At 56.5% G+C, this 22,547-nt stretch carries 25 protein-coding genes; 17 read left to right on the top strand and 8 right to left on the bottom strand.

The features are described from left to right. Nucleotides 1-69: 69 nt before the first annotated feature. Together D3M70_RS16365 and D3M70_RS16360 are read right to left on the bottom strand one after the other, a co-directional pair. A complete protein-coding gene (locus D3M70_RS16365) occupies nucleotides 70-474 on the bottom strand; it encodes a DUF6632 domain-containing protein (RefSeq protein ID WP_120126748.1) in 405 nt (134 codons plus the stop codon). A 188-nt stretch (nucleotides 475-662) separates the two neighbouring features. Continuing rightward, nucleotides 663-1,160 carry a GNAT family N-acetyltransferase gene (locus D3M70_RS16360; RefSeq protein WP_120126747.1) on the bottom strand — a complete coding sequence of 166 codons (498 nt, stop codon included), beginning with the start codon at nucleotides 1,158-1,160 and terminating at the stop codon, nucleotides 663-665. Between the two features lie 765 nt (nucleotides 1,161-1,925). Between D3M70_RS16360 and ctlX the strand changes: the two genes are divergently transcribed. From ctlX to D3M70_RS16285, 14 genes are all read left to right on the top strand, one after another. Further along, nucleotides 1,926-2,849 (top strand): citrulline utilization hydrolase CtlX, encoded by a 924-nt coding sequence (gene ctlX / locus D3M70_RS16350; protein WP_120126745.1) that lies wholly within the window; start codon nucleotides 1,926-1,928, stop codon nucleotides 2,847-2,849. Next, entirely contained in the window at nucleotides 2,846-4,054 is a 1,209-nt protein-coding gene (gene astC, locus D3M70_RS16345) for an acetylornithine/succinylornithine family transaminase (protein ID WP_120126744.1), read from the top strand. The genes ctlX and astC overlap by 4 nt, the downstream gene beginning before the upstream one ends. Continuing rightward, nucleotides 4,051-5,079, top strand: a complete 1,029-nt coding sequence (locus D3M70_RS16340) for an arginine N-succinyltransferase (protein WP_120126743.1) — start codon at nucleotides 4,051-4,053, stop codon at nucleotides 5,077-5,079. The genes astC and D3M70_RS16340 overlap by 4 nt, the downstream gene beginning before the upstream one ends. Before the next feature lie 9 nt (nucleotides 5,080-5,088). Continuing rightward, nucleotides 5,089-6,132: an arginine N-succinyltransferase gene (gene astA, locus D3M70_RS16335; protein WP_120126742.1), complete on the top strand. Its 1,044-nt coding sequence runs from the start codon at nucleotides 5,089-5,091 to the stop codon at nucleotides 6,130-6,132. Then, on the top strand, nucleotides 6,129-7,589 hold the full coding sequence (astD, locus tag D3M70_RS16330; RefSeq protein WP_120126741.1) for a succinylglutamate-semialdehyde dehydrogenase: 1,461 nt from the start codon (nucleotides 6,129-6,131) through the stop codon (nucleotides 7,587-7,589). The genes astA and astD overlap by 4 nt, the downstream gene beginning before the upstream one ends. After that, the gene (astE, locus tag D3M70_RS16325; protein WP_133306483.1) at nucleotides 7,586-8,563 is read left to right on the top strand and encodes a succinylglutamate desuccinylase; all 978 of its coding nucleotides are present in this window, start codon (nucleotides 7,586-7,588) and stop codon (nucleotides 8,561-8,563) included. The genes astD and astE overlap by 4 nt, the downstream gene beginning before the upstream one ends. Nucleotides 8,564-8,758: 195 nt before the next feature. After that, the gene (locus tag D3M70_RS16320) at nucleotides 8,759-9,361 is read left to right on the top strand and encodes a helix-turn-helix domain-containing protein (protein WP_120126739.1); all 603 of its coding nucleotides are present in this window, start codon (nucleotides 8,759-8,761) and stop codon (nucleotides 9,359-9,361) included. Between the two features lie 38 nt (nucleotides 9,362-9,399). Next, nucleotides 9,400-10,170: an ABC transporter ATP-binding protein gene (locus D3M70_RS16315; protein WP_120126738.1), complete on the top strand. Its 771-nt coding sequence runs from the start codon at nucleotides 9,400-9,402 to the stop codon at nucleotides 10,168-10,170. Nucleotides 10,171-10,183: 13 nt separating this feature from the next. Then, entirely contained in the window at nucleotides 10,184-10,690 is a 507-nt protein-coding gene (locus D3M70_RS16310) for an Lrp/AsnC family transcriptional regulator (RefSeq protein ID WP_120126737.1), read from the top strand. A 147-nt stretch (nucleotides 10,691-10,837) separates the two neighbouring features. Next, entirely contained in the window at nucleotides 10,838-11,605 is a 768-nt protein-coding gene (locus D3M70_RS16305; RefSeq protein ID WP_120126736.1) for a transporter substrate-binding domain-containing protein, read from the top strand. A 5-nt stretch (nucleotides 11,606-11,610) separates the two neighbouring features. Beyond that, nucleotides 11,611-12,300 (top strand): ABC transporter permease, encoded by a 690-nt coding sequence (locus D3M70_RS16300; protein ID WP_120126735.1) that lies wholly within the window; start codon nucleotides 11,611-11,613, stop codon nucleotides 12,298-12,300. Continuing rightward, entirely contained in the window at nucleotides 12,297-12,989 is a 693-nt protein-coding gene (locus D3M70_RS16295) for an ABC transporter permease (RefSeq protein ID WP_120126734.1), read from the top strand. The genes D3M70_RS16300 and D3M70_RS16295 overlap by 4 nt, the downstream gene beginning before the upstream one ends. 25 nt (nucleotides 12,990-13,014) lie before the next feature. Next, nucleotides 13,015-13,905, top strand: a complete 891-nt coding sequence (locus tag D3M70_RS16290; protein WP_218568426.1) for an arginase family protein — start codon at nucleotides 13,015-13,017, stop codon at nucleotides 13,903-13,905. 58 nt (nucleotides 13,906-13,963) lie between these two features. Then, nucleotides 13,964-15,031, top strand: a complete 1,068-nt coding sequence (locus D3M70_RS16285) for an Ldh family oxidoreductase (protein WP_133306482.1) — start codon at nucleotides 13,964-13,966, stop codon at nucleotides 15,029-15,031. A 565-nt stretch (nucleotides 15,032-15,596) separates the two neighbouring features. Here D3M70_RS16285 and D3M70_RS16280 read toward each other — a convergent pair. The 3 genes from D3M70_RS16280 to D3M70_RS16270 all read right to left on the bottom strand — a co-directional run bounded on the left by D3M70_RS16280 (nucleotide 15,597) and on the right by D3M70_RS16270 (nucleotide 17,906). Beyond that, nucleotides 15,597-16,253 (bottom strand): histidine phosphatase family protein, encoded by a 657-nt coding sequence (locus D3M70_RS16280; protein WP_120126850.1) that lies wholly within the window; start codon nucleotides 16,251-16,253, stop codon nucleotides 15,597-15,599. Between the two features lie 123 nt (nucleotides 16,254-16,376). Further along, nucleotides 16,377-16,901 carry a ProQ/FinO family protein gene (locus D3M70_RS16275; RefSeq protein ID WP_120126732.1) on the bottom strand — a complete coding sequence of 175 codons (525 nt, stop codon included), beginning with the start codon at nucleotides 16,899-16,901 and terminating at the stop codon, nucleotides 16,377-16,379. 600 nt (nucleotides 16,902-17,501) lie between these two features. Beyond that, nucleotides 17,502-17,906, bottom strand: coding sequence for a hypothetical protein (locus D3M70_RS16270; RefSeq protein ID WP_375232978.1), 405 nt, complete (start codon nucleotides 17,904-17,906; stop codon nucleotides 17,502-17,504). A gap of 512 nt (nucleotides 17,907-18,418) precedes the next feature. On the opposite strand from D3M70_RS16270, the gene D3M70_RS16265 reads away from it, so the two are divergent. After that, entirely contained in the window at nucleotides 18,419-19,033 is a 615-nt protein-coding gene (locus D3M70_RS16265) for a hypothetical protein (RefSeq protein WP_133306481.1), read from the top strand. Nucleotides 19,034-19,117: 84 nt separating this feature from the next. On the opposite strand, the gene D3M70_RS31730 is transcribed toward D3M70_RS16265, so the two are convergent. Both D3M70_RS31730 and D3M70_RS16255 read right to left on the bottom strand, forming a co-directional pair. Beyond that, complete coding sequence (locus D3M70_RS31730) at nucleotides 19,118-19,507, bottom strand: hypothetical protein (protein WP_133306480.1); 390 nt, start codon at nucleotides 19,505-19,507, stop codon at nucleotides 19,118-19,120. Between the two features lie 274 nt (nucleotides 19,508-19,781). Continuing rightward, nucleotides 19,782-20,024, bottom strand: a complete 243-nt coding sequence (locus D3M70_RS16255; RefSeq protein WP_305955088.1) for a hypothetical protein — start codon at nucleotides 20,022-20,024, stop codon at nucleotides 19,782-19,784. 163 nt (nucleotides 20,025-20,187) lie between these two features. Between D3M70_RS16255 and D3M70_RS16250 the strand changes: the two genes are divergently transcribed. After that, nucleotides 20,188-20,583 carry a hypothetical protein gene (locus D3M70_RS16250; protein WP_120126728.1) on the top strand — a complete coding sequence of 132 codons (396 nt, stop codon included), beginning with the start codon at nucleotides 20,188-20,190 and terminating at the stop codon, nucleotides 20,581-20,583. Between the two features lie 709 nt (nucleotides 20,584-21,292). Next, entirely contained in the window at nucleotides 21,293-21,526 is a 234-nt protein-coding gene (locus tag D3M70_RS16240) for a hypothetical protein (RefSeq protein WP_120126726.1), read from the top strand. A 455-nt stretch (nucleotides 21,527-21,981) separates the two neighbouring features. On the opposite strand, the gene D3M70_RS16235 is transcribed toward D3M70_RS16240, so the two are convergent. Beyond that, the gene (locus tag D3M70_RS16235) at nucleotides 21,982-22,383 is read right to left on the bottom strand and encodes a DUF6632 domain-containing protein (protein WP_120126848.1); all 402 of its coding nucleotides are present in this window, start codon (nucleotides 22,381-22,383) and stop codon (nucleotides 21,982-21,984) included. Nucleotides 22,384-22,547: the final 164 nt, after the last annotated feature.

Here is a 22,547-nt window from a genome sequence, read left to right as displayed (position 1 = left end):
GCCTACAGCACATGTTCGCCCTCCTTGCAGGTGGGGAGCAGAACCGAGATGGTTGATCCAAACCTTCTGTCAGGCCCGATTGTGTGTCTGAGGCGTCGCGGCCGATTGCGAGCGGGGCATCAAAATGGACAAGGCAATTGCCACGATGAAGAGCGCCGGCACATCACCTATCAGGTGCCCCATATGACCCGGCTGCGTAACCGCCTGGACGGCCATGACTACCCCGTGTACCGCGCTAGACCAAACGGTGAACCAGATAAGGCTCAGATTCGCTAATGGATCACGTGCGGCCAGGATCAAGAACACGCCAAGTGTGGCGTAAATGCCGACGATCATCATCGGATAGTCCGAATGACCGTTATGCCAGGCCCAGCCAGACGGCCAGAACAGCATAAGAGGGTAGAGGGCAAGGCACGCGAGACCAGCTAGAATTAGAACGACGCGCAGATACGTGAGGCGATCGACTTCGGTCATGGCGGATTCCTCTTTGGGCTTAAGGGGATGACACCTTCGCGGATTTCTTTGAGAACACTCCTTGCCCATTTGGTTATCCCTTACCATGCCGGGCAGGCGGCAGTCGGGTGGACGCTGAAGGGGTTCATACAGTCGACGGAGGGCCTAATCTGCTCAACCAGTTCCGACTGTTCACCAAGCGTAGCTACTCATTTGCGACCGCTACGTCCGCCGGCTGCTTCTGACTGGTAGCAGTCGGAATCAGAGGTTTCTATCTGCATAACATGTGTTGCGTGAGCGTCTTCCGTTAGCATGAAGCCGCAGCGCAGGTAAAACGCGTCTCCACCAAGAGTATCGGTGTAAAGACGCACACTTTTGAAGTGCAATGCAGCATGGGCAATCAACGCGCTCACCAGCCTCTGGCCAACGTGTTGCCCCCTTGAAGTAGGCGCCACGTACACACGCCCCAATCTTCCGGTATTGGCCTGCGCATATGGATCAACTGAAAGGCCTCCAACACCTACCAGTTCGTGGTTCAAATACGCCGCCATTAGGCATTCGCCGGGTGCATCGAAGCGGTTATCGCCTGATTGCCACTCTGAGATCAGTCGGGTGAGGAATCTGAAACCCTCTGTGAAAGCCACTTCCTCAAGGACGTGAATCTGGGGTGGCAGATGTTTGATCTGTCTTACCTCCATCGGATTCATCCGTCTCTCCTTGATTTGATATGAACCCTTCTGGATTGTCAGAGGATCTTGATTTGCTCGGTGTCAGCGATGCAGGTGAAAGCTTCCAACCGAAAGCGGCCACTTGGCTGGTAGTGATGAGGCTGAGATCTGGCAAGTCGAGGATCAACGTTGGTAGCGAATATAGATGTTAAGCATGCTGGTGACCGCACCTCCAAGTCGGGAAATGGGGCTTACATCCTGTTGAGCGATGATGTGATCAAAACCTAGCAGGCATATCACCAGCTTTTCGCTTCTGCACCATTGAACTTCACTCACGCCTGTTAACGATTCGGCCCTCGTGCCGGCTTGCTGCTGGAGCTCTTCAAAATTCTCCGCGTCAGTAAGCGTCCACATGATGAGGCAGAGACAAGTGGCGGCGGCGAGTTACTCGTCGATATCGATGCCCAACAGACAGAAATCGACCAGAATTAGACACTTAGATTTGTCTGGGATTTCTGGGCGGCTCCATACTTCCCAACTACGTCTTGAGATGGTTAGCTAGCCTGAGGATTGAAAGAGTTTATTGGAAAGACATAGAAGTCGTTGTTGGCGTTAGCTTAACTTGGCAACGTGCGTTGCCAGGTCGCACTACGACAGCATCACTCACGAAGCGGGTAGCGACGGAATCGGCTGTCAGAGCTGAACAGATCAACCGATCCGGTCAGGAGAAGCGCACCAAACACCCCAATCGATCCAAGTCGATACCCCAAAATTCCATCATCTGTTCGCCACCGATGATGAGACATGCAAACCACCTCGACCGTCCTCATGATTCGTCCAGCCTGCTTCACATTCAATAGGGATACTGCAGGCAACAATCCTTTTCAGCACGATGACATGGATCCCCTCCAGGTTAGAGATCAAGCCTTAAACGAGTTCGACGGCTACGTGGCATTGCTGCGTGATCAAGGGGTGCGGGTGTTGGTGGTGCAGGACACGGAAGTTCCGCATACCCCCGACTCGGTCTTCCCCAATAACGGTTTCAGTACACACTCAGATGGCACGCTAGTGCTGTATCCGATGCAGGGTGAGAACCGCAGACTTGAACGCAGTAAGGGGATTTTACCGGCACTGTCTGCGTTCGCCATCCACACCACGCTGGATCTGACTGCACACGAACGACACCAGCGTTTCCTAGAAGGTACGGGCAGTCTGGTGCTGGATCGTGTCGCACGAATTGCATACGCGTGCCGTTCGATTCGCACCGATGACGCCTTGCTCGATGAGTTCGCCATGCAGATGGGATACCGGGTAGTGGCCTTCGATGCACTCGACCGGCAGGGCGTTCCGATCTATCACACCAATGTAATGATGAGCGTGGGCAGTGCCCTGGCGCTGGTTTGTTTGGCCAGCGTTGTCGATTCAAAGCAACGACAGAATCTGCTGCGCACGTTGCGGGACTGCGGCAAACACGTGCTGGATTTGAGCTTTGATCAGTTGGAACACTTCGCCGGCAACATGCTGCAGGTGCACAACGATCAAGGCCAGGCCCTGCTGGTCATGTCGCGCAGCGCCTGGCTTTCACTTTCTCCGGAGCAGCGCACATGCATTGAACTCCATGCCTGCCCCCTGGTAGTCACCATCGACACCATTGAGCGAGTAGGAGGGGGCAGTGCCCGCTGCATGCTGGCGGAAATCTTTCTCCCATATAGCGAGGTGCAGTTATGAGCGTGCGCGCGGATTTTGACCGGTTGATGGTGCCCACTTATGCCCCGGCGCCTTTTGTTTTGGTACGAGCCGAGGGTTCGCGTGTCTGGGACAGCGAAGGGCGCGAGCGGATCGATTACACCGGCGGCATCGCCGTCAACGTGTTGGGCCACTGCCATCCGGTGCTTGTCGAGACCTTGCGCATGCAGGCCGGTGAGATATGGCATGTCTCGAATGCGTACACCAACGAGCCTGCGCTACGTCTGGCCCGGCGTTTGACGGATGCGACGTTCGCCGAGCGAGTGTTCTTCTGCAACTCGGGGGCCGAGGCCAACGAGGCCGCCTTCAAATTGGCACGCCGGGTGGCTTTTGATCGCGACGGTGAGGGGCGATACGAGATTGTCGCGGCCCACGGCAGCTTTCACGGGCGTTCATTGTTTACCGTCAGCGTCGGCGGGCAGCCTAAATACTCCGAGGGCTTCGGCCCCGCCATCGACGGCATTCGTCATGTGCCGTTCAACGACCTTGATGCCTTGAGGGCTGCGGTGTCCGGCAGCACCTGCGCGGTCGTGCTCGAACCGGTGCAGGGCGAAGGCGGTGTGATACCTGCTGATCTTGAGTACCTGCAAGGCGCCAGGGACATTTGCAACGAACACGGCGCCTTGTTGATATTTGACGAGGTGCAGACCGGGGTGGGGCGCGTGGGTGAGCTTTACGCCTATCAGCATTACGGAGTGACGCCGGACATCCTAACCAGCGCCAAGGGCTTGGGCGGTGGCTTTCCGATAGGCGCCATGCTCACGCGCGCCGATATCGGTGTGCATTTTCCTCCAGGTACCCATGGCACCACCAATGGCGGCAACCCGCTGGCGTGCTCGGTTGCGGACGCGGTGTTGTCCGTGGTTGATTCCGATGAGGTTCGCCGGGGTGTCATCCGACGCCGTGCCGCTTTCGTCGACCAGCTCGACGCACTCGCGATCAAGCACGGCGTGTTCGGGCCTGCTCGCGGGCTTGGCCTGCTGATAGGCTGCCCTTTGCACGATAACTGGAAAGGGCTGGCCAAGGTCATCGTCACGGCAGCTGCCGAGGAAGGTGTGCTGTTGCTCCAGGCAGGGCCTGATGTGTTGCGGTTCGCACCGAGTTTGGTGATCGACCCTCAAGACATCGACGAGGGGCTGCGTCGGCTGGATCGTGCATTGAGCAAGATCAGTGAGGCACGGGCATGAGCCAGTGGATTGTTCGTCCAGCTCGACTTGCTGATTTGGAGGGACTTCACCGTCTAGCGCAGCAGAGCCTAGTCGGTGTGACTTCGTTACCTGATGATCAGCGAAGGCTTGAGCAGCGGTTACATCTTTCCGAGGGATCGTTTACGAGTGACGTCGACTATCCCGGTGAGGAAGATTACCTGTTCGTGCTCGAAGATGGGGCCAGTGGTCAATTGCTGGGATGTGCAGGTGTGCAGGCCAATTGCGGCTTCAGCCAGCCGTTTTACAGCTTCCGTCACGATGTTTTCGTGCATGCCTCGCCATCGCTAGGGATCAAGCACAAAGTGCACGCTTTGTCGCTGTGCCATGACTTGGGCGGTAACAGCCTGCTCAAGGGATTTCATGTGACGTCAGCCTTGCGTGAGGGCCCAGCCTCACATCTCATGTCCCGAGCCCGCTTGTTGTTTATTGCTGCGCATCGCCGCCGGTTCTCCTCACGACTGGTAGCTGAAATGGTTGGTCATGCCGATGAGGAAGGTCAATCGCCGTTTTGGGATGCTCTCGGCCAACATTTTTTCGGTATGCCCTACGCCCAAGCTGAGGCGCTGGACGCTTCCACTAATCGCACCTATTTCGCTGAGCTACTACCGCATTACCCGATTTACGTGTCGCTGCTGTCGGAGCAGGCGCAGGGCGTAATTGGACAGGTACATGCTGGCGCCACACGACCTTACGACATCTTGTTGGGCGAAGGCTTCGAGAGCGAGCGCTATGTTGATGTCTACGACGCCGGGCCGACCCTTGAAGCTAACACGGCACAGGTGCGCAGTGTGTCTGACAGCCATATCGTGCCTTTGCGTATAACCAATCAAATCTCCATGCCAACTGCGCCCGGTTGGTTGGTGAGTAATCAGCGGCTGGCGGGCTATCGCGCAGTGATCATCCGCAGCAACTGGCTAGTTGGACGGCCACTGGCAATCAGCGCGGTCGAAGCCGCTGCGTTGCAGTTAAACGAAGGCGACCACGTGCGCCTGGCAAGGTTGTAGGAGAACAGCATGATTGTACGTCCGGTTCGTCAAGATGACCTGCCGTCACTGCTGGAGCTGGCGCGTAGTGCCGGTTCCGGATTGACCACCTTGCCCGCTGATCTGGAGCGCCTGGCACATCGCGTCGGCTGGGCGGAAAAAACGTTCGCCGCAGCGGTGGAGCGTGCCGATGCAGACTACCTGTTTGTCATGGTGGACGATGATGACCAGGTGTTGGGTATTACCGGTCTCGCCGGCGCCGTAGGGCTGCGTGAGCCCTGGTACAACTATCGGGTCGGTATGACCCTCAGCGCTTCCCCAAAACTTGGCATCTACCGGCCAATTCCCACGCTTTTTCTGGTGAACGACCTGTGCGGTCTGTCAGAGGTGTGCTCGCTGTTCTTGCGCGCAGACAAGCGTGTTGGCACTAATGGCAAGTTACTGTCGAAATCAAGGTTTCTGTTCCTCGCCGAGTTCGCGCATCTGTTCAGTGAGCGGATCATTGCCGAGATGCGAGGTGTATCAAATGAGGAGGGCCGCTCGCCTTTTTGGGAGGGGTTGGGCCGACATTTTTTCAAGATGCCGTTCGCGAAAGCTGACTACCTGACCGGCATTGGCAACAAAGCGTTCATTGCAGAGCTAATGCCTCGCTTCCCGTTATACACGCCTCTGCTCCCTGAGGCTGCGCGGGATGTGATAGGCAAAGTGCATTGTCACACTGAAGCCGCTTTACGTCTGTTACAGGGGGAAGGCTTCAGCCATCGCGGATACGTCGATATTTTTGATGGCGGTGCTGTGATCGAATGCGAAACCGCTCAGATTCGCTCCGTTCGGGATAGCCGGATTTTGGTGCTCTCGGTAGGCACTCCAGATAATGGCGAGGACTATTTGATCTTCAATCGCAGTTTGGCTGATTGCAGGATTACCTGCGCCCCGGCGCGTGTCGCGGCGGGCAGCTTGGTGGTCAGCTTGACCACTGCAAGGCGCCTGAGACTCAATGCCGGCGCACAAGTGCGTGCCGTGCCGTTGAGTGTGTCTTCATCACACGCCCATCTGAGAGGAGACATGTCATGACTACGCATTACATCAATGGCGAATGGCACCTGGGCCAAGGCCGGTTCTTCAGCTCTTTGAATCCGCTGGATCAGGCATCGTTGTGGCAGGGGCACGAAGCGGACGAGTCCCAGGCAAATCAGAGTGTCGCTGCCGCTCGTGAGGCCTTTGAAGCCTGGGCTTACTTGGCGAATCTTGAGCGCGCCGCGTATGTCCGGCAGTTCGCCCAAGTGCTGGAACGCAACGCTGAGTCGCTTGCCATCGCCATCGGTGAGGAAACTGGGAAGCCGCTTTGGGAAGCACGCACCGAAGTTGCGAGCATGGTCGCCAAGGTCGAGATATCGATCCGGAGCCAAGCCGAGCGAGCAGGTGAGCGCCATACTGAGATGAACGATGGAAGCGCCGCGCTGCGTCACCGGCCTCATGGGGTGATCGCTGTTTTTGGCCCCTACAATTTTCCTGGTCATTTGCCTAACGGCCATATCGTTCCGGCCCTACTGGCTGGCAACACCGTAGTTTTCAAACCCAGTGAGCTTACGCCCCGGGTTGCTGAACTCACGATGCACTGCTGGATAGAGGCCGGGCTGCCAAAGGGCGTTCTGAATCTCCTACAGGGCGGACGTGAGACCGGTATCGCTCTCGCTAATCAAAACATCGATGGCCTGTTCTTCACCGGTTCAAGTGTTACGGGGGCAGCCTTACATCGACAGTTTGCGGGCCGTCCGGAATGTCTGCTGGCGCTTGAGATGGGCGGGAATAACCCGTTGATAGTCGAGCCGGTAGCCGATCTAGAAGCTGCGGTGTACACCATCATCCAGTCCGCATTCATTTCCGCCGGCCAGCGTTGTACGTGTGCTCGACGCTTGTTGGTACCACATGGTGATTGGGGTGATCGCCTTTTACGGCGATTGGTTGAGGTGGCCCGGAACGCACGCATTGGCGCCTTCGACGAGCAACCGGCGCCGTTCATTGGAACTGTGGTTTCGTTATCGGCAGCCCAGCAGTTGCTCCGGGTGCAACTGAGGTTGCGTGACCTGGATGCCAAGGTGTTGTTGCCTATGACGCAACCCGATGAGCAATCGGCATTGCTGACGCCTGGGATCATCGACGTCACAAATCTTGCCGAGCGACCGGACGAGGAGTTCTTCGGGCCGTTGTTGCAGGTCATTCGGTATAGCGACCTGGACAGTGCGATCAAGGAAGCCAACAACACGCGGTTTGGTCTAGCTGCGGGGCTGATTTCGGACTCACGAGCGTCATTCGAGCGCTTCAGTTTGTTGAGCCAGGCGGGCATCGTGAATTGGAACAAGCCGCTGACCGGTGCCTCCAGCAGCGCCCCGTTTGGTGGTGTGGGTGCATCCGGCAACCATCGTCCGAGTGCGTGGTACGCCGCAGATTATTGTGCTTGGCCAGTTGCCTCACTCGCGGCTGATCAGCTGACACTGCCAGCGGTATTGGCCCCCGGGGTGCAGTTGTGAGCCTGGGAGAGCTGTTGCCGATGACAATGGCGAACGATCTGCCTGGGGTCTCCAGCCAGGAACTTCGTAACGGTGTAGTGCTGCAGTGGGTGGCTGAAGGTGTGCTGCGGATTGATCCGCCGATACTCGGGACTCGACATTTATTGATCTCAGCCGGCGTACATGGCAATGAAACGGCGCCTGTGGAGATACTGGATCGTTGGCTTCGGAGGATCGTAGCTGGCGAAATTGTCCCGCGTCAGTCACTGATGTTGATTCTGGGTAATCCCGCTGCGCTCCGTGCGGGCACCCGATATATCGAGCGGGACATGAACCGCCTGTTCAATGGTGCGCATCTACTCGGTTTCGGTTTCGAGGGGCGGCGAGCTGCTCTACTGGAGCGATTGGCGAGCTCCTTCTTCGAGGGGGCCACTGCTGGCCTGCATTACGACTTACATACCGCGATCCGCAACTCACGATTTGAAAAGTTCGCACTTTACCCCTGGCGGCCTGATCACACTCTGCCGAATTCTGAATACCTGCAATTGGCAGAAGCCGGGATACAGGCGGTGCTCAGTCATGACCGTCCAGGTCATACGTTCTCTGCCTTCACTTCCCTGATCCCTAACGTGGAGAGTTTCACTCTGGAGCTTGGGAAGGCACGTCCATTCGGCGAAAACGTCGGCTTGGACACTGTTGCGTTTGAGCAAGCAATCACGGCGTTAAGTGAAGGTCGTGAGGTGGTCGTGAATCCTGACCTTGCGTTACCACCGCGAATGCAGGTTGCAAACAGTCTGATCAAGCTCAGCGACAGCTTTCATTTCCATCTCGACGATGAAGTGGAGAACTTCAAGCCACTGGCACCGGGCGCGCTCATCGCGGTGGACGGCTCGCAGCGGTGGTATGTCGAACATGACCGGGCCTACCTTCTTTTTCCAAACCCAAGGGTCGCAATCGGACAGCGCGCAGGTTTGATCGTGGTGCACGCGGATTGAAGAGTGCCCAAGCGCGGTGCGGAAAGTAACGCCATAAATTGACTATAGGTTCACTGGCGTGAATTTCAGTTACCTATTTGGCAACCTGTTTCAGCTTGAGCAGCTCGGAAATTCACGTTTTTAGGCATGATTTTAAAAGTGGCCTGCTAATTGCTAAGTAACTAAAAAGTACTTATCAGGTAACTGGCGACCATTATGTCAAAACCCCCGAAGGCCCAAAACCGTGCGATTGATACGCCCTCCATCGGCATTGAAGGCTTCAACGTTGGGAGCCGTCTGCGCGCGGCTCGGCAGGCTAAAGGTTTGTTGATCGAGGATGTGGCTCAGCGAGTCGGAGTGAGTAAGTCGTTCATCAGCCGGTTTGAGCGGGACGTCGTACAGGCGTCAGTCGCGACCTTGCTACGAGTCTGCGACGCCATCGGGATCAAACCCGCCGAGTTGTTCTCGCCGCCCTCTACTGCCTTTGTTCCAGCAGGGGAGGGTACGCCGATCAGTCTGGGCGGCGAGAAGATGCGCGAATACCTCATCGGTGGCGCTGGCAACGAACACATGATGGCGCTCTATTCAATCATCGAGCCAGGCGGTGGTTCAGGGGATGAGACCTTCACCATCAAAGCCGACACCGACATGGTTCACGTCCAAACCGGACAGATGGAAATGCGCGTAGGCGGGGATGTTTATCTGTTGAAGGCTGGGGACACTTTGACTTTCCCACCCACCATTCCTCACTCGTGGCGAAACCCTTCAGAGGACGAGACCTGCACCGCTTTGTGGGTAATCGTGCCTCCGCCTTTCTGAATGGTTGGATTTCAAGTTTATTTTAATTCGAGATCATGATGGACAAGCTAATCGTCACTGACCTGCACAAGCGCTACGGCGCCCATGAAGTTATCAAAGGCATCAGCCTCAATGCCAAGGCAGGCGACGTGGTGAGCATCATTGGCTCCAGCGGTTCGGGCAAAAGCACTTTTCTGCGCTGTATCAACCTGCTGGAGCGGCCACACAAAGGCGAGATCCGCGTTGGCAATGAATTGCTTGCGACCACCATTGACCGCCGTACCGGCGAGCTGATGGCCAGTGATCCGCGTCAGTTGCAGAGGATCCGTGCCCAACTGTCGATGGTGTTCCAGAACTTTTGCTTGTGGTCTCACATGACGGTTCTCGAAAACGTCATGGAGGCGCCAATGCATGTCCGGGGCTTGACTCGATCCGAGGCACGGGAGCTGGGTGAGGCGAATCTGGCCAAAGTCGGACTGCTGCCTAAGTCCTTCGGGCAATATCCGGCTCATCTTTCTGGTGGGCAGCAACAACGGGTCGCCATCGCCCGTGCGCTGTGCATGGAGCCCGAAGTAATGCTGTTTGATGAGCCCACCTCGGCACTGGATCCCGAGCTCGTTGGAGAGGTGCTTAAGGTCATGCAGGCATTAGCCGAAGAGGGCAGAACCATGGTGGTCGTCACGCACGAAATGGGCTTCGCTCGCAATCTTTCGACCCAGGCCCTGTTTCTGCACCAGGGCTTGATTGAGGAGCAGGGCCATCCGGGGGAGTTGTTTGATCGTCCGCAGAGTGAGCGTTTGCAGCAGTTCCTCTCTGGCCGCCTGAAGTAAGCGAGTGAGCCTCATGAGCACGACGTCCAACGGCTCGGCTGCAAGTCTTGATCGTATCGATCTTGCGATCCTCGACGTACTCCGTCGCGATGGTCGGATTAGCTATCAGAAACTCTCTGAACGCGTACACCTCACGCCACGTCCTTGTCTGGAGCGTGTACGCAAATTGGAACAGCGCGGATTCATCAGAGGTTACAGCGCGGTCGTCGACGAACAGCTGGTTTCGCCAGGCCTTTCTTTGCGGGTGATGGTCGCGCTTTCCAATCAAAGTGGGCGAGCTGCTCAGCGCGCATTTGAGACATGCGTCCGTGAGTGCGCTCAGGTCACTGAATGTCATTTGGTCAGCGGCGCCTTCGATTACACCCTGCGCATGCATTGCAGGGACATGAATCATTACCTGCAGGTGACCGAGCATTGGCTTAACGACGCCGGCCTGCATATCGACAAGCTGGTGAGCCACCCGGAGCTGACCAGTATCAAGTTATCCAGTGAGCCGACAACGCGACCGATTCCGCTGTAACCGATTCAAGTAACAACCGAATGCGCTGCCAATCGCGTCCCTAACGACCGGTTTTAACTCGGTCGTAGCGGCATGCTTGCAGCCATAACAAGACCAGCACCACGCGTATTGACTCTGCCCCAACACACGACTTGACAGGAAATGCACATGACTTCTAAGTACAAATTGTTGTTCTCCGCCATGGCTCTGGTGCTCTCGGGCAGCGCCGTCGCGGGTGACACCATCACCATTGCTACCGACGCGACATTTCCGCCATTTGAATCAGTCGATGCCAGCGGCAAGCTTGTGGGTTATGACATCGAACTGGCAGAGGCTGTCTGCAAAGAAGCCAAGCTGGATTGCAACATCGTCGGTGCCGCCTGGGAAGGCATGATCCCTGGCCTGATCAGCAAGAAATATGACGCGCTGATTTCTCAACTGACAGTAACCGAGGCACGCCGCAAGGTCATGGCGTTCAGCGAAGTTTATGAGTTGCCGACCTTTCGTTTCGTTGCACGCAAAGGCACGAATCTGAACATCACCCCGGAAGGCCTGAAAGGCAAGACTATTGCTGTGCAGACCGGTACGCCCATGGATGCGTACGTCACCAAGAACTTCCCCGGAAGCACCATCAAGCGCTACGCCGGCGGCAGCGAGCCTTATCTGGAATTGGCGGCCGGCCGTGCCGATGTCCATCTTAGCTACGAAGCGCAGATTCTATACAGCTTCCTACGCAAAGACGAAGGCAAGAACTTCGAATTGGTCGGCCCTCGTCTGACCGGCAAGGACGCGCCAGAATTCGGCGAAGGGGTGGCGATTGCCATCAACAAATCAAACACAGCTTTGCTCGAACGCATCAATGAGGGGCTGAAAGCTGTACGTGACAGCGGCCAGCTCGACAAGCTCGACGCCAAATATTTCGGCGCTAAAGAGTAAGTGCGATGCTGAGCGACTACATCTCAACCGTTCTCGGCGCAGGTTGGATCAGCCTGCAACTGGCCTTCATCTCGCTGGCGCTGGCGGTCGTGCTGGGGTTGCTCGGGGCTCTGTGCAAACGCTCCGGCAGTCGCGTGTTGCGTTTCATGGTGGAGGTCTACACCACTGTTGTGCGTGGCATGCCGGATCTGGTGCTCATGCTGTTGGTGTTCTACAGCCTGCCTGCGTTGCTCAATCAATGGTTCGAATCGATGGGGTCAGGCTACACGGTGGAGTTCACCCCGTTCGCCGCTGGCTGCGCTACGCTGGGGCTGATTTTCGGGGCCTACATGACCGAGACCTTTCGCGGCGCGCTGCAGGGTATTCCTCACGGCCAGATCGAGGCGGCCTATGCCTATGGCTTGGGGCGTGTGCGAACGTTTCGCAGCATCGTGCTACCGCAGATGATCCGCCTGGCGCTGCCGGGCTTCACCAACAACTGGCTGGTACTGGTAAAGGCGACCGCATTGGTCTCCTTGCTCGGTCTGCAGGACATCATGTTCCGCGCGCGAGGTGCAGCTGAAGCCACCGGAAAACCGTTCACGTTCTACCTGCTGGCGGGTAGCTTTTACTTGGCGATCACAGTGCTGTCCCTCGGGGCGCTGGTTTGGGTCGGACGTCGTTATTCCATGGGTGTAAAGGAGTTGAGCCGATGAGTTGGGATGTCATCGCTGACAACTTCGCACGGTTTCTCGACGGTGCGCAGCTCACGCTGCTGCTGACGGCTATCGCGTTGCTGATTGCTTTCGTGCTGTCTATTGCCCTTGCCTTACTGCGAGACTCACCACGTTGGTGGCTACGTCATCTAATCGGCGTTTACACCTTGGTGTTTCGGGGAACGCCGTTGTTGATCCAGCTCTTTCTGATCTACTACGGTCTCGCCCAATTCGAACTGCTGCGCGCGAGCTTCGTCTGGCCGTGGCTGTCGAGCCCGCTGGTCTGCGTGCTAATCGCCTTCGTGCTCAACACGACAGCGTACACCACCGAAATCTTCGCCGGTGGCCTGCGTCATCTGCCGCCTGGTGAAGTCGAAGCCGCGCGCGCTTACGGCATGTCGCCCTGGACACAAGCACGGCGGATATTGTTGCCGGCGATGCTGACAAGGTCGCTGTCGCTGTACGGTAACGAGACCATCATGATGCTGCATGCCACGTCTTTGGCCAGCACGGTGACCCTGATGGAAATCACCGGTGTCGCGCGCAATATCACCCTCAATTACTACATCCAGTTTGAGCCCTACGTCACCGCGGGGGCTATCTACCTGCTGCTGACCTTCGTACTGGTTGGGGCTTTCCGTTTCGCCGAATGGCGCTGGGCTGCCTACCTGCAGCCGCGCCGTGGCTGATTTCAACCTTCTGAAAGAGTGATCAATGATGAGCGAAAAACGCGGTTTCGATCTGCTGGGCGTACCCTTCGATGGCGAATCCACCCTCGGCTGGCCTGGTTCCCGGTTCGCCCCAGCCAAGGTGCGCGAGGCGGCAAGGTGGATCAACATGCGTATCCAACAGGGGAGGGTCTACTGCCTGGAAACAGACAGTTTCATGGACGTTGGTGAAAACCTGTTCACTGACTGCGGTGACGTGGCAGTAGTGCCCCACGACACTCAGAAGACTTTCGATGCGACCAGCGCCGCCGTGCAGCAGAGCATCGCCAATGGTCGTGTGCCTATCGTCATTGGTGGAGACGACAGCCTGCTGTTCCCTGTGGCCCGTGGCGTGCACGACGCATTGCCAGGCCGCATCGGTATCATCCACTTCGACGCGCACCTTGATCTAATGGACGAGAGCCCGAAACAGGGCCGCTACAGCCAGTCGAGCGGGATGCGCCGCGCCCTTGAACTGGCGCGGGTTGAGGCTGCCGATTGCATTCAGGTATGTGAGCGTCATTTCAACTTTCCAGCATCGGGACAGTTCAAACACGATCACGGCCTAGTTCACATTTCCGCACGTGAAGCTCTTCGTTTGGGCCCTGTGGCTACGGTAGAGCGTATTTTGGAGCGCGTGAAAGGCGCTGATCATATCTATCTATCGTTCGACATTGATGCGATCGACCCTTGCTACGCGCCAGGTGCTGGTGCGCATGAGCCGGGTGGCATCAGTTCTGATGAAGCACTGCAGATGATTGAGCTGCTAGCGCCGCATTGTGATGCCATGGCGATCACCGAGGTTAACCCAACCACAGACGTAGGCACGATGACCTCGACGCTGGCAGCGTATCTGGCGTTCACGTTTGCTGTGTACGGTAGCCAACGCATAGACTGAAATCCCGATTGATCCACATTTGATCTCACTCATACCCAACGGTCTTTCGGGGCTTCCAATGCGAATCAGAGTTGAGCGGTTACAGCAGATTTATAGGAAATTTGCGCTGAGCTACGGCGCCGGTGATATTGATGCTCAGGTTTTCGCCGATTGTCTGTTGCGCGCCGATCTGCGAGGCCACAACACACAAGGTATCGGGCTGGCTCCTTATCTTGAAGAGTTGTTCGCCAGCGGCGTGACTCGTTTTGGCCAAGATTTTGAGGTGGTAAAAGAGTCTCCAGCTACGGCATTAGTCGACGGCCACGCTGGGGTTGGTCAGATCATCTCCACTCGCGCAATGTCCATGGCTATTCAAAAGGCCAAAGCACTAGGGATTGGGCTGGTGACGGTGCGAAATTCAGGTGACTGCGGGATGGCATCCAATTATGCGATTCAGGCAATGGAGCAAGGGTTGATTGGTATTTCCATGAGTACCGGGCCATCTTTGGTAGCCCCATGGGGTGGTCGCGATGCACGTTTCTGCACCAACCCGCTGGCGCTAGCTGTCCCTGCTGGGCGCAAAGATCCCATCGTCCTTGATATGGCGACCAGCGCCTGCTCTATGGGCGCGGTGGTACTGGCTGCTCGGGATGGCGTCTTGTTAGCTGGCAAGAGCGTGGTTGATCGGGAGGGCGTTTACACTGATGACCCGTCCCGAGTAATCCTCAACAACATGCATCGGGAGTCGCGGATGTCCGGGGCTCTTCTGCCCGCCGGGCCTAAAGGATTCGGCATGGTGTTATTGGTCGAGCTACTGGCTGGTCTGTTGAGCGGCGAGCGATCCTGGGAGAACGAGACAGTAGCAACATCGGAGGCGCGCCCAGCTCATTACTCGCAGACGTTCATTGCCATCTCCATCGAGCATTTCCATGAGCCATCCGCGTTCCTCTCAGCAGCCGAGCGGATGGTCGAAACACTTTTAGGCAGTCGTCCAGCTGAGGGCTTCGCGAAGGTTCGGCTCCCTGGGACTGGTGCTGTTGATAAGGAAGATGATTACCGAAAAAACGGGGTCATTGTGCGCGAGGAAGAGTGGGAGATGCTCTTGGCAATGGCTTCCCGTCTGGGGTTTGAAGTGCCTGCTGACTGAATCGGAGAGGTTTCAGTGAAACGAAGCAGGTATCGGCTGAGCGAGCTACGAGTCTCGCTCAGCCATGCACCGTTCAAAGCCGGAAGCGACTGACCAAGGTATTGAATGAAAATGCCAGGTTCGACAACTCCTGGGTCGATGCGTTGGTCTGATGGGCGCCGGCAGCAGTCTGAGTGGATAAGTCCTGAAGTTGAGCATGTTAGCCATTGAGCGCAGCGCTACGGACGTGAATTGCACGTCAATACCCAATGCACACCCATTTAACGCCATTCTGTTCATCCATCTATGTTGGGCGTGGCAGGGGCTCACCGATGAGCTGGATGAGAAGCCCAAGTTCATCTGATCATACGTGGCCTTGCAGCCGCTTGGATCAGCTCTCAGTGGAACGGCTCACCGCTCGCTAATTTCTGAGCTGACGTCACCTCAGTACAGAACGCGAGATCAGATGCCCACGGTCTTATGAACAGACTGTATGAGGCCAGTGAGTCGGTGCGTGCAGGCAAGCGGAGCGCGCAGACGCGAGGATGTCTGCCCGCAGGGCCAAGACGCCGTCAGGCGGCTTGGTTTACGACAGCCGTGCTCGCAGAGCCGCGCCCTCAGCATCCCTCGATGTAAGCCTCCAACCACTATCACTTTGTCCGTACATGAGTTGGTACCCACCACAATTCTCCACGTGATTAGCGATCTCGTACTCTCGCCAATCAGTCATCGCCTGGCTGTCGATCTCCTTAGGTTGTCGCTCGATCAACCACGCCACTGCATTGATGAACTGTCCATGCGAAAACACCACAATGTTCTTCGCCGGATGGGCCGCAAGCCGCCCCAGAAACGCCTGTGCCCGCGATACAAACTCAAGGAATGACTCTGCACCATCACCGTCTACAAACGTGGGATTGGCCTGGTTCCAATACTCCCGCACCCAGTCCCGCCGCTGAGCCACTGAAGTGTTTACGCACCTTGCCGGCTCCAGGTACGTGAACTCCTGAATGGGCCAAGTCTCTATGTGGACAGACGGGAATGCGCTCGCCGTGAACTGAGCGGTGGCCAGAGCGCGCGAGAAGGGCGAAGTGACGATCAAGTCTGGAGCATTAGCGTATGAAAGGGCCACTCGGCGTGCCTGATCAACACCGTGCTCAGTGAGAGGAATGCTCGCGTGATCCTGAGTGGCCGCACCGGCGTTTGCTGCACTTTCACCATGGCGGATTAGCCTGACCAACTTCATCATTTGCCATATTCTCAGAGGGGCGATTTGGATGTTATCAACAACGAAGACACGATCGGCGTCGTTTCGCGGGAGCATCAAGCTCTCTCTGGCTCAACGGAGGCGTGCTTGGGGACACGGTGCCTACCGCGATTCTGTTGAGTCGTAACCAGGATCCGTGGCAACCTCAGACCCCGACACCGAATGGCTAGCCTTAGCCTTCGCACGATGTCGTCGGTCTTGGCCGCGCTGACGCGAAGCCTGCTGCTTTGCGTGCGTAGCTTGAGTTGCGGTTACGACGCCGGCTGGTTGGCCGCTCAAATCCAAGCGCGGCGCACCCTCCAACATGCAGGCCCAGTACCGCGTTCCCCGGCACCAGGTCGAGATACCAAGCTTCAGCTGTTCAGTGGTCAATCCGAGTAGCTCCAGGTGCTGCTCAGCATCTTTGAGAATGCCTTCTTTGAGCGGAGCCTTGGGGGCATGATTTACAGGAAAGGCCGATGGAAAATGCTTCTGCAATGACCAGATTGCTTCTACGGCTGGATCTTGGCTGTGAGGCTTCGCCTGCGGGGGAGACTTACGCTTGGGGTGTTTCGCGCGTTCGACCTTTTGGGGCTCGTTTTCAGCCCGTAGACGGTCACGTAGCTCAGCTAGGTGTTCAAACCCCATCGTTCTATTCACTGTTTCTAGGTCGATTGCGTGGCGCAAGGATATTGCATGCACGCCTGGGTCGCAGCAGAAACAGGACACCCTGCTAATCGGCGGGCTCCAAGTGGCCCATGACCGGATTGACTGAGGTATTCGCTTGGCAGGCCCATCTCGCTCAGACGTCTGAGCCCATGAAGCTCAACTGCTGGAAACGATTCGCGCCGGAAGTGGCCAAATCAGTAAGCCCCTAAGATCGAGCGTCGATGACCACGAATGAATGTTGGGTTTATAGACGGAGAGCATGGGCACTCGCATTTTGTCTGTGGATAGCAGGCGCAGTGCTGATTGGCTATGCCCACATTAGCCTTCCAAGCCAAGGGTGGGGAGTCTGGATAAGCTATCTGATGTACTTCCTGGAATTCTGGTATCTGCTCGGCCTTGGCGAAATGCACAGGTGGTTTTACAGCTTGTTTACTCGGGATTCCGAGTAGGACAATTCGAGGAGCCTGCCGGCGCCATGCCAAGCTTTCAACTGCTCCAGTGCCTACCCACAAGGGGGGCAGGAGACGGATGTCATTGAATTCATCCGCCATCACTTGCCCAGTGCCGCGAACCTCTCGCTTACCTATAGTCGAGCTCGACATAACTGGATTCACCACCGCCGCTGGCACCGGACAACCAGGCCCAAACAAATGACAGCGTCGTGCGACCCGCCTCACCGACCTCGACCTTACCGCGAGAGCGTCCGGAAAGGATCTCTCCATCGGTTGTGATGCAATGGAAGAGCAGATCGAACGTGTCTGGGCCAGTCACATGACCCACCTGGTGCCCTGTGCGGATCCTTCTGCCTCTGTAGGTGCTCGTGATCGCAGCGCCATCGACTTGGTACTCAAAAACGGTGCCGGCTCCGGACAGACCATGGGTGTTGCCGGCAACCCGGAATTTACGGTTGTGCAGGCGTTCGGCGACTAGCGAAGATTGGGTTGTCACGAGAAAGCGTCCTTCAATCAAAATCTGGGTATCCATCCTCCGTAACCGTACCCCATTTGTTGCTCAGCCAAAAACGCAAATGGCGCTGTAGTTTGTTAGCAAATACTAGCGCGTCAGGATGGAAGCCCGAAGGGCCAAGACGGCTATGGCGGCTTGGTTCACGACAGCCGGGCTCGCAGAGCCACGCCATACATTACGGTGGCTTACCAATGCCTGCCTGCTGAAAGCTTCAGGGGCACATGTGCCCCTAACGTGGATCCTCCTAACCGCAAAGGGCGCGGCCGTTCTAGATCGGGATCCGCACCGCCGAGTACCTGGGGATATCCGTATAGGATTAGGTGCCGAGTGCTGATGGGATCCAGGCTACTCAACTGAGCCAGGTGCAAAATAAATATCCTACGGACTAAAGTTTTTGAATTTTAAAACCGTTGTTATAGGAAACAAATCAACGGGACTCGAAAATGCTCGCAGGTCGGAAGAATGTTCAGTGTGAAGCTCACCAAATCGCCAGCTGTGGATTCGCGTCGGGGATTGCCCAGAATCTGAGTGTGACCACTCCGGACGGCCATATTATTCAGATGTGCATTGATGACGAGACGTATGTTTGGACTGCTACAAAGGCAGACATCGTAGCGCAAGGCCTCGCTATGGCTCTTCTTAGAACAGACATACCGCAACCTCCAATGCCTTGGGATCGCGGAGCAATCTTAAAGGTCAGTCCCAGTGCACCAGAGCAACGGCCGCTGGGAACCGCCACGAGATATCGGTTCGAGGACACCACAGGGTATAAAAATAATCGATTCCACAGATTTCATGGCGACGCGTTTTTGTATCATGGTGCTGGCGCAGATCCAGAATACCCGGCCAACGTTTTTTGGGTGAAGACTAGGCATCAAGGGGACGTGGAGCTGAATATCGGAACCTCTAACTACTTTTTGAGCCCCAACCAAGCTGCAGCTCTATGCATCGCATTGAGCAACGCCTGCTACTCTTTGACCAAAAGAAGCTGGAACATCCTGAACAAGCGTATCGATTGGTCTCCGGATGGTGAGATATCCGAATCGGTCGAGCTGAGAGCAAAGCTGCTCAACGGTTTGAAGCGCTATAAGTTCATCAAGCAGTCATACCAGCCGCCCTGTGATATCGACTCGGTAGAATTCTAGATCATTGGCCTGAACAATTCGGTTCAGATAGGGCGAGGCTCTCCGCCGTATCTGAGCCTTCAAGGGATGCTACCGGCCAACTGACTAAGGGTGATTTCTTCCATCGTGCTCAGAGCACAGGGTGCTGATCCAGCGGCCCTTGGTTTGCCTGCCAGGAGCCCCGCACTGTTCGCAGGTTTTCAGGGAATGCTGTACCGCCACATCCACTGCTCCTTCGCAATACCGGTCGCCACCATCGTAGAAAAAATGCAGCTCGCCGAATTTGGATTTGATCTGGGCAACGGTGACGGGGGTGACCTCGGGGTGCCGCTTAAGGTACGCCTGCAGCGTATCGCAAAGAGACAGCAGGATTCCCCTCCACCCAGGATTACAGTAGATGTCGTCAACGGCGGGATCAGAAAAGAGCAGCGGATATCGTTGCCTGAACTCTTCGACGGTGATCTCGGGTAAGGCGGTGGTGGGCTGATTCATCATGACCAATTGTTAGAACAAATGAGGGGCACGGGACAGGCACGAGGCACTGACGCGCAATAATTCATTGTGCATCAACGGCGAGGCATCAGCCCAGCGCTCAGAGTCGTCATGGGAGCATCCAGACCTGGCAACCTTGGTATCCTTCAAAGGCAAGCGGAGCGCGTAGGCCAAAGGCCGCAGGTGTAATGGATGGAAGCCCAGAGGGCCAAGACGCGTGGCGGCTTGGTTCACGACAGCCGCCCCAGCAGGGGACACCAAGAACAACATTTTCCCATCAGAGCGCTTTCAGCATCGTCTCCAACGTTTGAAGCTCCCGTGTGCTGAGCAGCGCCACCGGATCAGTCCCGAAACGATCACCAGGATCAAACGCCCAGCGCCGCCCATCTGGACTGACTGCTTCTTCGCAGTAATCCAGCGTATCGCAATCGTTGTAGAGCGTGATCCGCCAGCCCTCGACATCCACAATGAAGTGGCATGCATAAACCTCATCCCATGCCTGGCTACCTACCTTGCTCATTGTGAGCCGGCCAAATGAAACCTCGCGTAGGATCTGGCAGACGTCCCGCGCCGTAAGTGTCGATAACCAGGTAGGTGATGAGTCGTTTACAGTCATTGGTGAATCTCACACAGGTCGGCAGCACTATCCTCATCTACGATGCCACGATCTGGAGTGAGCCGCGATGAATGAAGATGATTTGAAGGATCGGGAAGCGCTGAGAAGGAAAGCGCTGTGGACGCTCGCTCACCTAATCCCAGGAGATCCAAGTGCCGCTCCCGTGATCGATGCACTTGACGACGTTGATACCCGAGAACGGCTCGACAACTTGTCGGTGCTATGTCTTGGGGACGTCCGCGCCAACGTTCAGTCTGAACCCCACCGTCTTGGCCGGCGCATCATTCGTGACTCAAGCACCCCACAGCCGTGGCGTGAACGTTTCCTGCGTGCGAGCGTAGGATCTACTCGTGTTGCGGAAGGAGCCTACTCAGCTGATTGGGAAAAGTTTCTGCAGGAATGGGAGGCTGAAATGCGACACCTGGAAAAGCATCGTTTAAGCCGGGCATCGGGTACTGACTGAATCAGGATTCCCAAATAGCTGGGGACAAGGGCACAGTGACCGAGGGAGTAAAAGCTATCGAGTGAGGGTAATTTGCGTGCTGACGACGTAGGCAAGCGGAGCGCGCAGCCGAAGGCGAAAGACGCGAGGACAAAAGCCCGTAGGGCCAAGACCATCGGGCTTGGTTAACGATGGCCGTCCCCGTGAGGGGCGCGCAAACTATCTACGGGGCTACCGTTTAACGAATTGTTTGTACAGCTCCCGCCCAGCAATGATCTGATCGCGAAGCTCTTCCGGATCAATCCGCATCCCGCCCTCAGGCGTAACGTGCAGTGTCTTGAGACTGTTCGCAGCTTCGATAAATTTCCGCTCCTCGTCCTGTACCCATGCTGGGCGCTTAGCTCTGAAAAACCATCCCATCATTCATCTCCAGAAGACCTTGGCGGCGAGTATGAATGATGGAGGAAAAAAGACGTAGGTCTCCAACCGCATGTCGCCCTCCAACCGAGCTCCCTTGATGAAGGCGGGAGTTTAGCCACCGGCATCATTTCGAGGATACAAGCTTTGGATGTCTCCAGAGCCTGCTGACCAACCTGCTCACGCGAATTGGACGTGAGGACGAACGGGCAAGCCCGCATTTTCAACGCTCAGCTAGGATTTGGTCTGTCAGAGAACTTCAACAGTTCGCTGGAGCAATTGCCCCCCACTTTACATATTTAGGAGCAAGGCTATGAGTGTCGAGATCGCTAGGGCGAATATGGTTTCAGGGCTTCAAAAGTTAGCAGAAGAGTTCGCTTCCTCTGCCGCAGGTCTGGCTGCCCTGAGAAACGCAGAGGGGTTGATGGACACTGAAACGGCTGAGTTTATTGATCAGCTTAAGCGCGCTTCAGCCCAGCTGACTCTCCTTGCGAATGAGGCAGGTGTAGCCGCTAGTTCGCAAACACCGACTGACAGGCCACTCTGATCAGCCGAAGAATCAGCGCCGGCTGACCACTGCTTGAAGGTTGATAATGTAGAGATCGTCCATACAGCGCTTGTATCAGTTGAGACTGTACATAGACGTGCCTGATTGAAAACGCGAGCGCAGTGGGGCGAGCGGGGCGTCTAGACAGTCGGGGCGATTAGCGTGACGTGGCACTTCAACTGCGTCGCCGTTTGAGTCTCAGTCTAGGGCTGAGTAATGCGCCAGCTGGTTGTAGGCAAATGAGCGTGAGGATGGAAGCCCGAAGGGCCAAGACGCCTGCGGGCGGCTTGGTTCACGACAGCCGTGCCGAAGGTCACGCCCTTGCAACGACATGAACCGGATTACAGTCAATTCCAAAGGAAGGGCGGGGGACTTGAGTGATCCATGCCTACAGCACATGTTCGCCCTCCTTGCAGGTGGGGAGCAGAACCGAGTCGGTTGATCCAAACCTACTCTCAGGCCTGATTGTGTCTCCGGTGCCTCGCGGCCTGCGAGCGGGGCGTCAAGATGGCCAAGGCACCCGCCACGACAAAGAGCGCTGGCACATCACCTGCCAAATGCCCCATCTGACCCGGCTGGGTGAGCGCCTGGACGGCCATGATTGCTCCGTGTACGACGCTAGACCAGGCGGCGAACCAAATCAGGCTCAGATTAGCTATTGGATCACGTGCGGCCAGGATCAAGAACACGCCGAGTGTGGCGTAAATGCCAACGATCATCATCGGGTAGTCCGAATGACCGTTATGCCAGGCCCAACCGGACGGCCAGAACAGCATAAGAGGGTAGGGGGCAAGGCACGAGACGCCAGCCAGAATAAGCACAACGCGCAGATACCTGAGGCGATCGACTTCGGTCATGGCGGACTCCTCTTTGGCCCCTGGGGATAAGACCTCTAGGGACTGTTTGGAAAGGCAGGGCATTTGCAAGCGCCTCTTGGGTAGCCCCACCAAAGATATTGTGGGCCATGTCCCGGTTCCAGTTACTACCAAATCGGTGCGCGCACGGGTTTCTGTCAATACAC

The sequence above is a fragment of the Pseudomonas sp. LS-2 genome, from assembly GCF_003605735.1.
Lineage (GTDB): Bacteria > Pseudomonadota > Gammaproteobacteria > Pseudomonadales > Pseudomonadaceae > Aquipseudomonas.
Note: the sequence above shows the minus strand (reverse complement) of the source record. Positions and strands in the feature narration are given on the sequence as shown.

Coding starts and splice junctions, on each gene's coding strand:
- D3M70_RS16285 (WP_133306482.1), top strand. CDS start 13,964: ATGCGAATCAGAGTTGAGCGGTTACAGCAGATTTATAGGAAATTTGCG.
- D3M70_RS31730 (WP_133306480.1), bottom strand. CDS start 19,507: ATGATGAATCAGCCCACCACCGCCTTACCCGAGATCACCGTCGAAGAG.
- astC (WP_120126744.1), top strand. CDS start 2,846: ATGAGCGTGCGCGCGGATTTTGACCGGTTGATGGTGCCCACTTATGCC.
- D3M70_RS16280 (WP_120126850.1), bottom strand. CDS start 16,253: ATGAAGTTGGTCAGGCTAATCCGCCATGGTGAAAGTGCAGCAAACGCC.
- D3M70_RS16320 (WP_120126739.1), top strand. CDS start 8,759: ATGTCAAAACCCCCGAAGGCCCAAAACCGTGCGATTGATACGCCCTCC.
- D3M70_RS16250 (WP_120126728.1), top strand. CDS start 20,188: ATGAATGAAGATGATTTGAAGGATCGGGAAGCGCTGAGAAGGAAAGCG.
- D3M70_RS16290 (WP_218568426.1), top strand. CDS start 13,015: ATGATGAGCGAAAAACGCGGTTTCGATCTGCTGGGCGTACCCTTCGAT.
- astD (WP_120126741.1), top strand. CDS start 6,129: ATGACTACGCATTACATCAATGGCGAATGGCACCTGGGCCAAGGCCGG.
- D3M70_RS16305 (WP_120126736.1), top strand. CDS start 10,838: ATGACTTCTAAGTACAAATTGTTGTTCTCCGCCATGGCTCTGGTGCTC.
- D3M70_RS16340 (WP_120126743.1), top strand. CDS start 4,051: ATGAGCCAGTGGATTGTTCGTCCAGCTCGACTTGCTGATTTGGAGGGA.
- D3M70_RS16295 (WP_120126734.1), top strand. CDS start 12,297: ATGAGTTGGGATGTCATCGCTGACAACTTCGCACGGTTTCTCGACGGT.
- D3M70_RS16315 (WP_120126738.1), top strand. CDS start 9,400: ATGGACAAGCTAATCGTCACTGACCTGCACAAGCGCTACGGCGCCCAT.
- D3M70_RS16235 (WP_120126848.1), bottom strand. CDS start 22,383: ATGACCGAAGTCGATCGCCTCAGGTATCTGCGCGTTGTGCTTATTCTG.
- D3M70_RS16310 (WP_120126737.1), top strand. CDS start 10,184: ATGAGCACGACGTCCAACGGCTCGGCTGCAAGTCTTGATCGTATCGAT.
- astA (WP_120126742.1), top strand. CDS start 5,089: ATGATTGTACGTCCGGTTCGTCAAGATGACCTGCCGTCACTGCTGGAG.
- D3M70_RS16360 (WP_120126747.1), bottom strand. CDS start 1,160: ATGAATCCGATGGAGGTAAGACAGATCAAACATCTGCCACCCCAGATT.
- D3M70_RS16365 (WP_120126748.1), bottom strand. CDS start 474: ATGACCGAAGTCGATCGCCTCACGTATCTGCGCGTCGTTCTAATTCTA.
- D3M70_RS16300 (WP_120126735.1), top strand. CDS start 11,611: ATGCTGAGCGACTACATCTCAACCGTTCTCGGCGCAGGTTGGATCAGC.
- D3M70_RS16255 (WP_305955088.1), bottom strand. CDS start 20,024: ATGAGCAAGGTAGGTAGCCAGGCATGGGATGAGGTTTATGCATGCCAC.
- D3M70_RS16275 (WP_120126732.1), bottom strand. CDS start 16,901: ATGGGGTTTGAACACCTAGCTGAGCTACGTGACCGTCTACGGGCTGAA.
- D3M70_RS16270 (WP_375232978.1), bottom strand. CDS start 17,906: ATGGATACCCAGATTTTGATTGAAGGACGCTTTCTCGTGACAACCCAA.
- ctlX (WP_120126745.1), top strand. CDS start 1,926: ATGCAAACCACCTCGACCGTCCTCATGATTCGTCCAGCCTGCTTCACA.
- D3M70_RS16240 (WP_120126726.1), top strand. CDS start 21,293: ATGAGTGTCGAGATCGCTAGGGCGAATATGGTTTCAGGGCTTCAAAAG.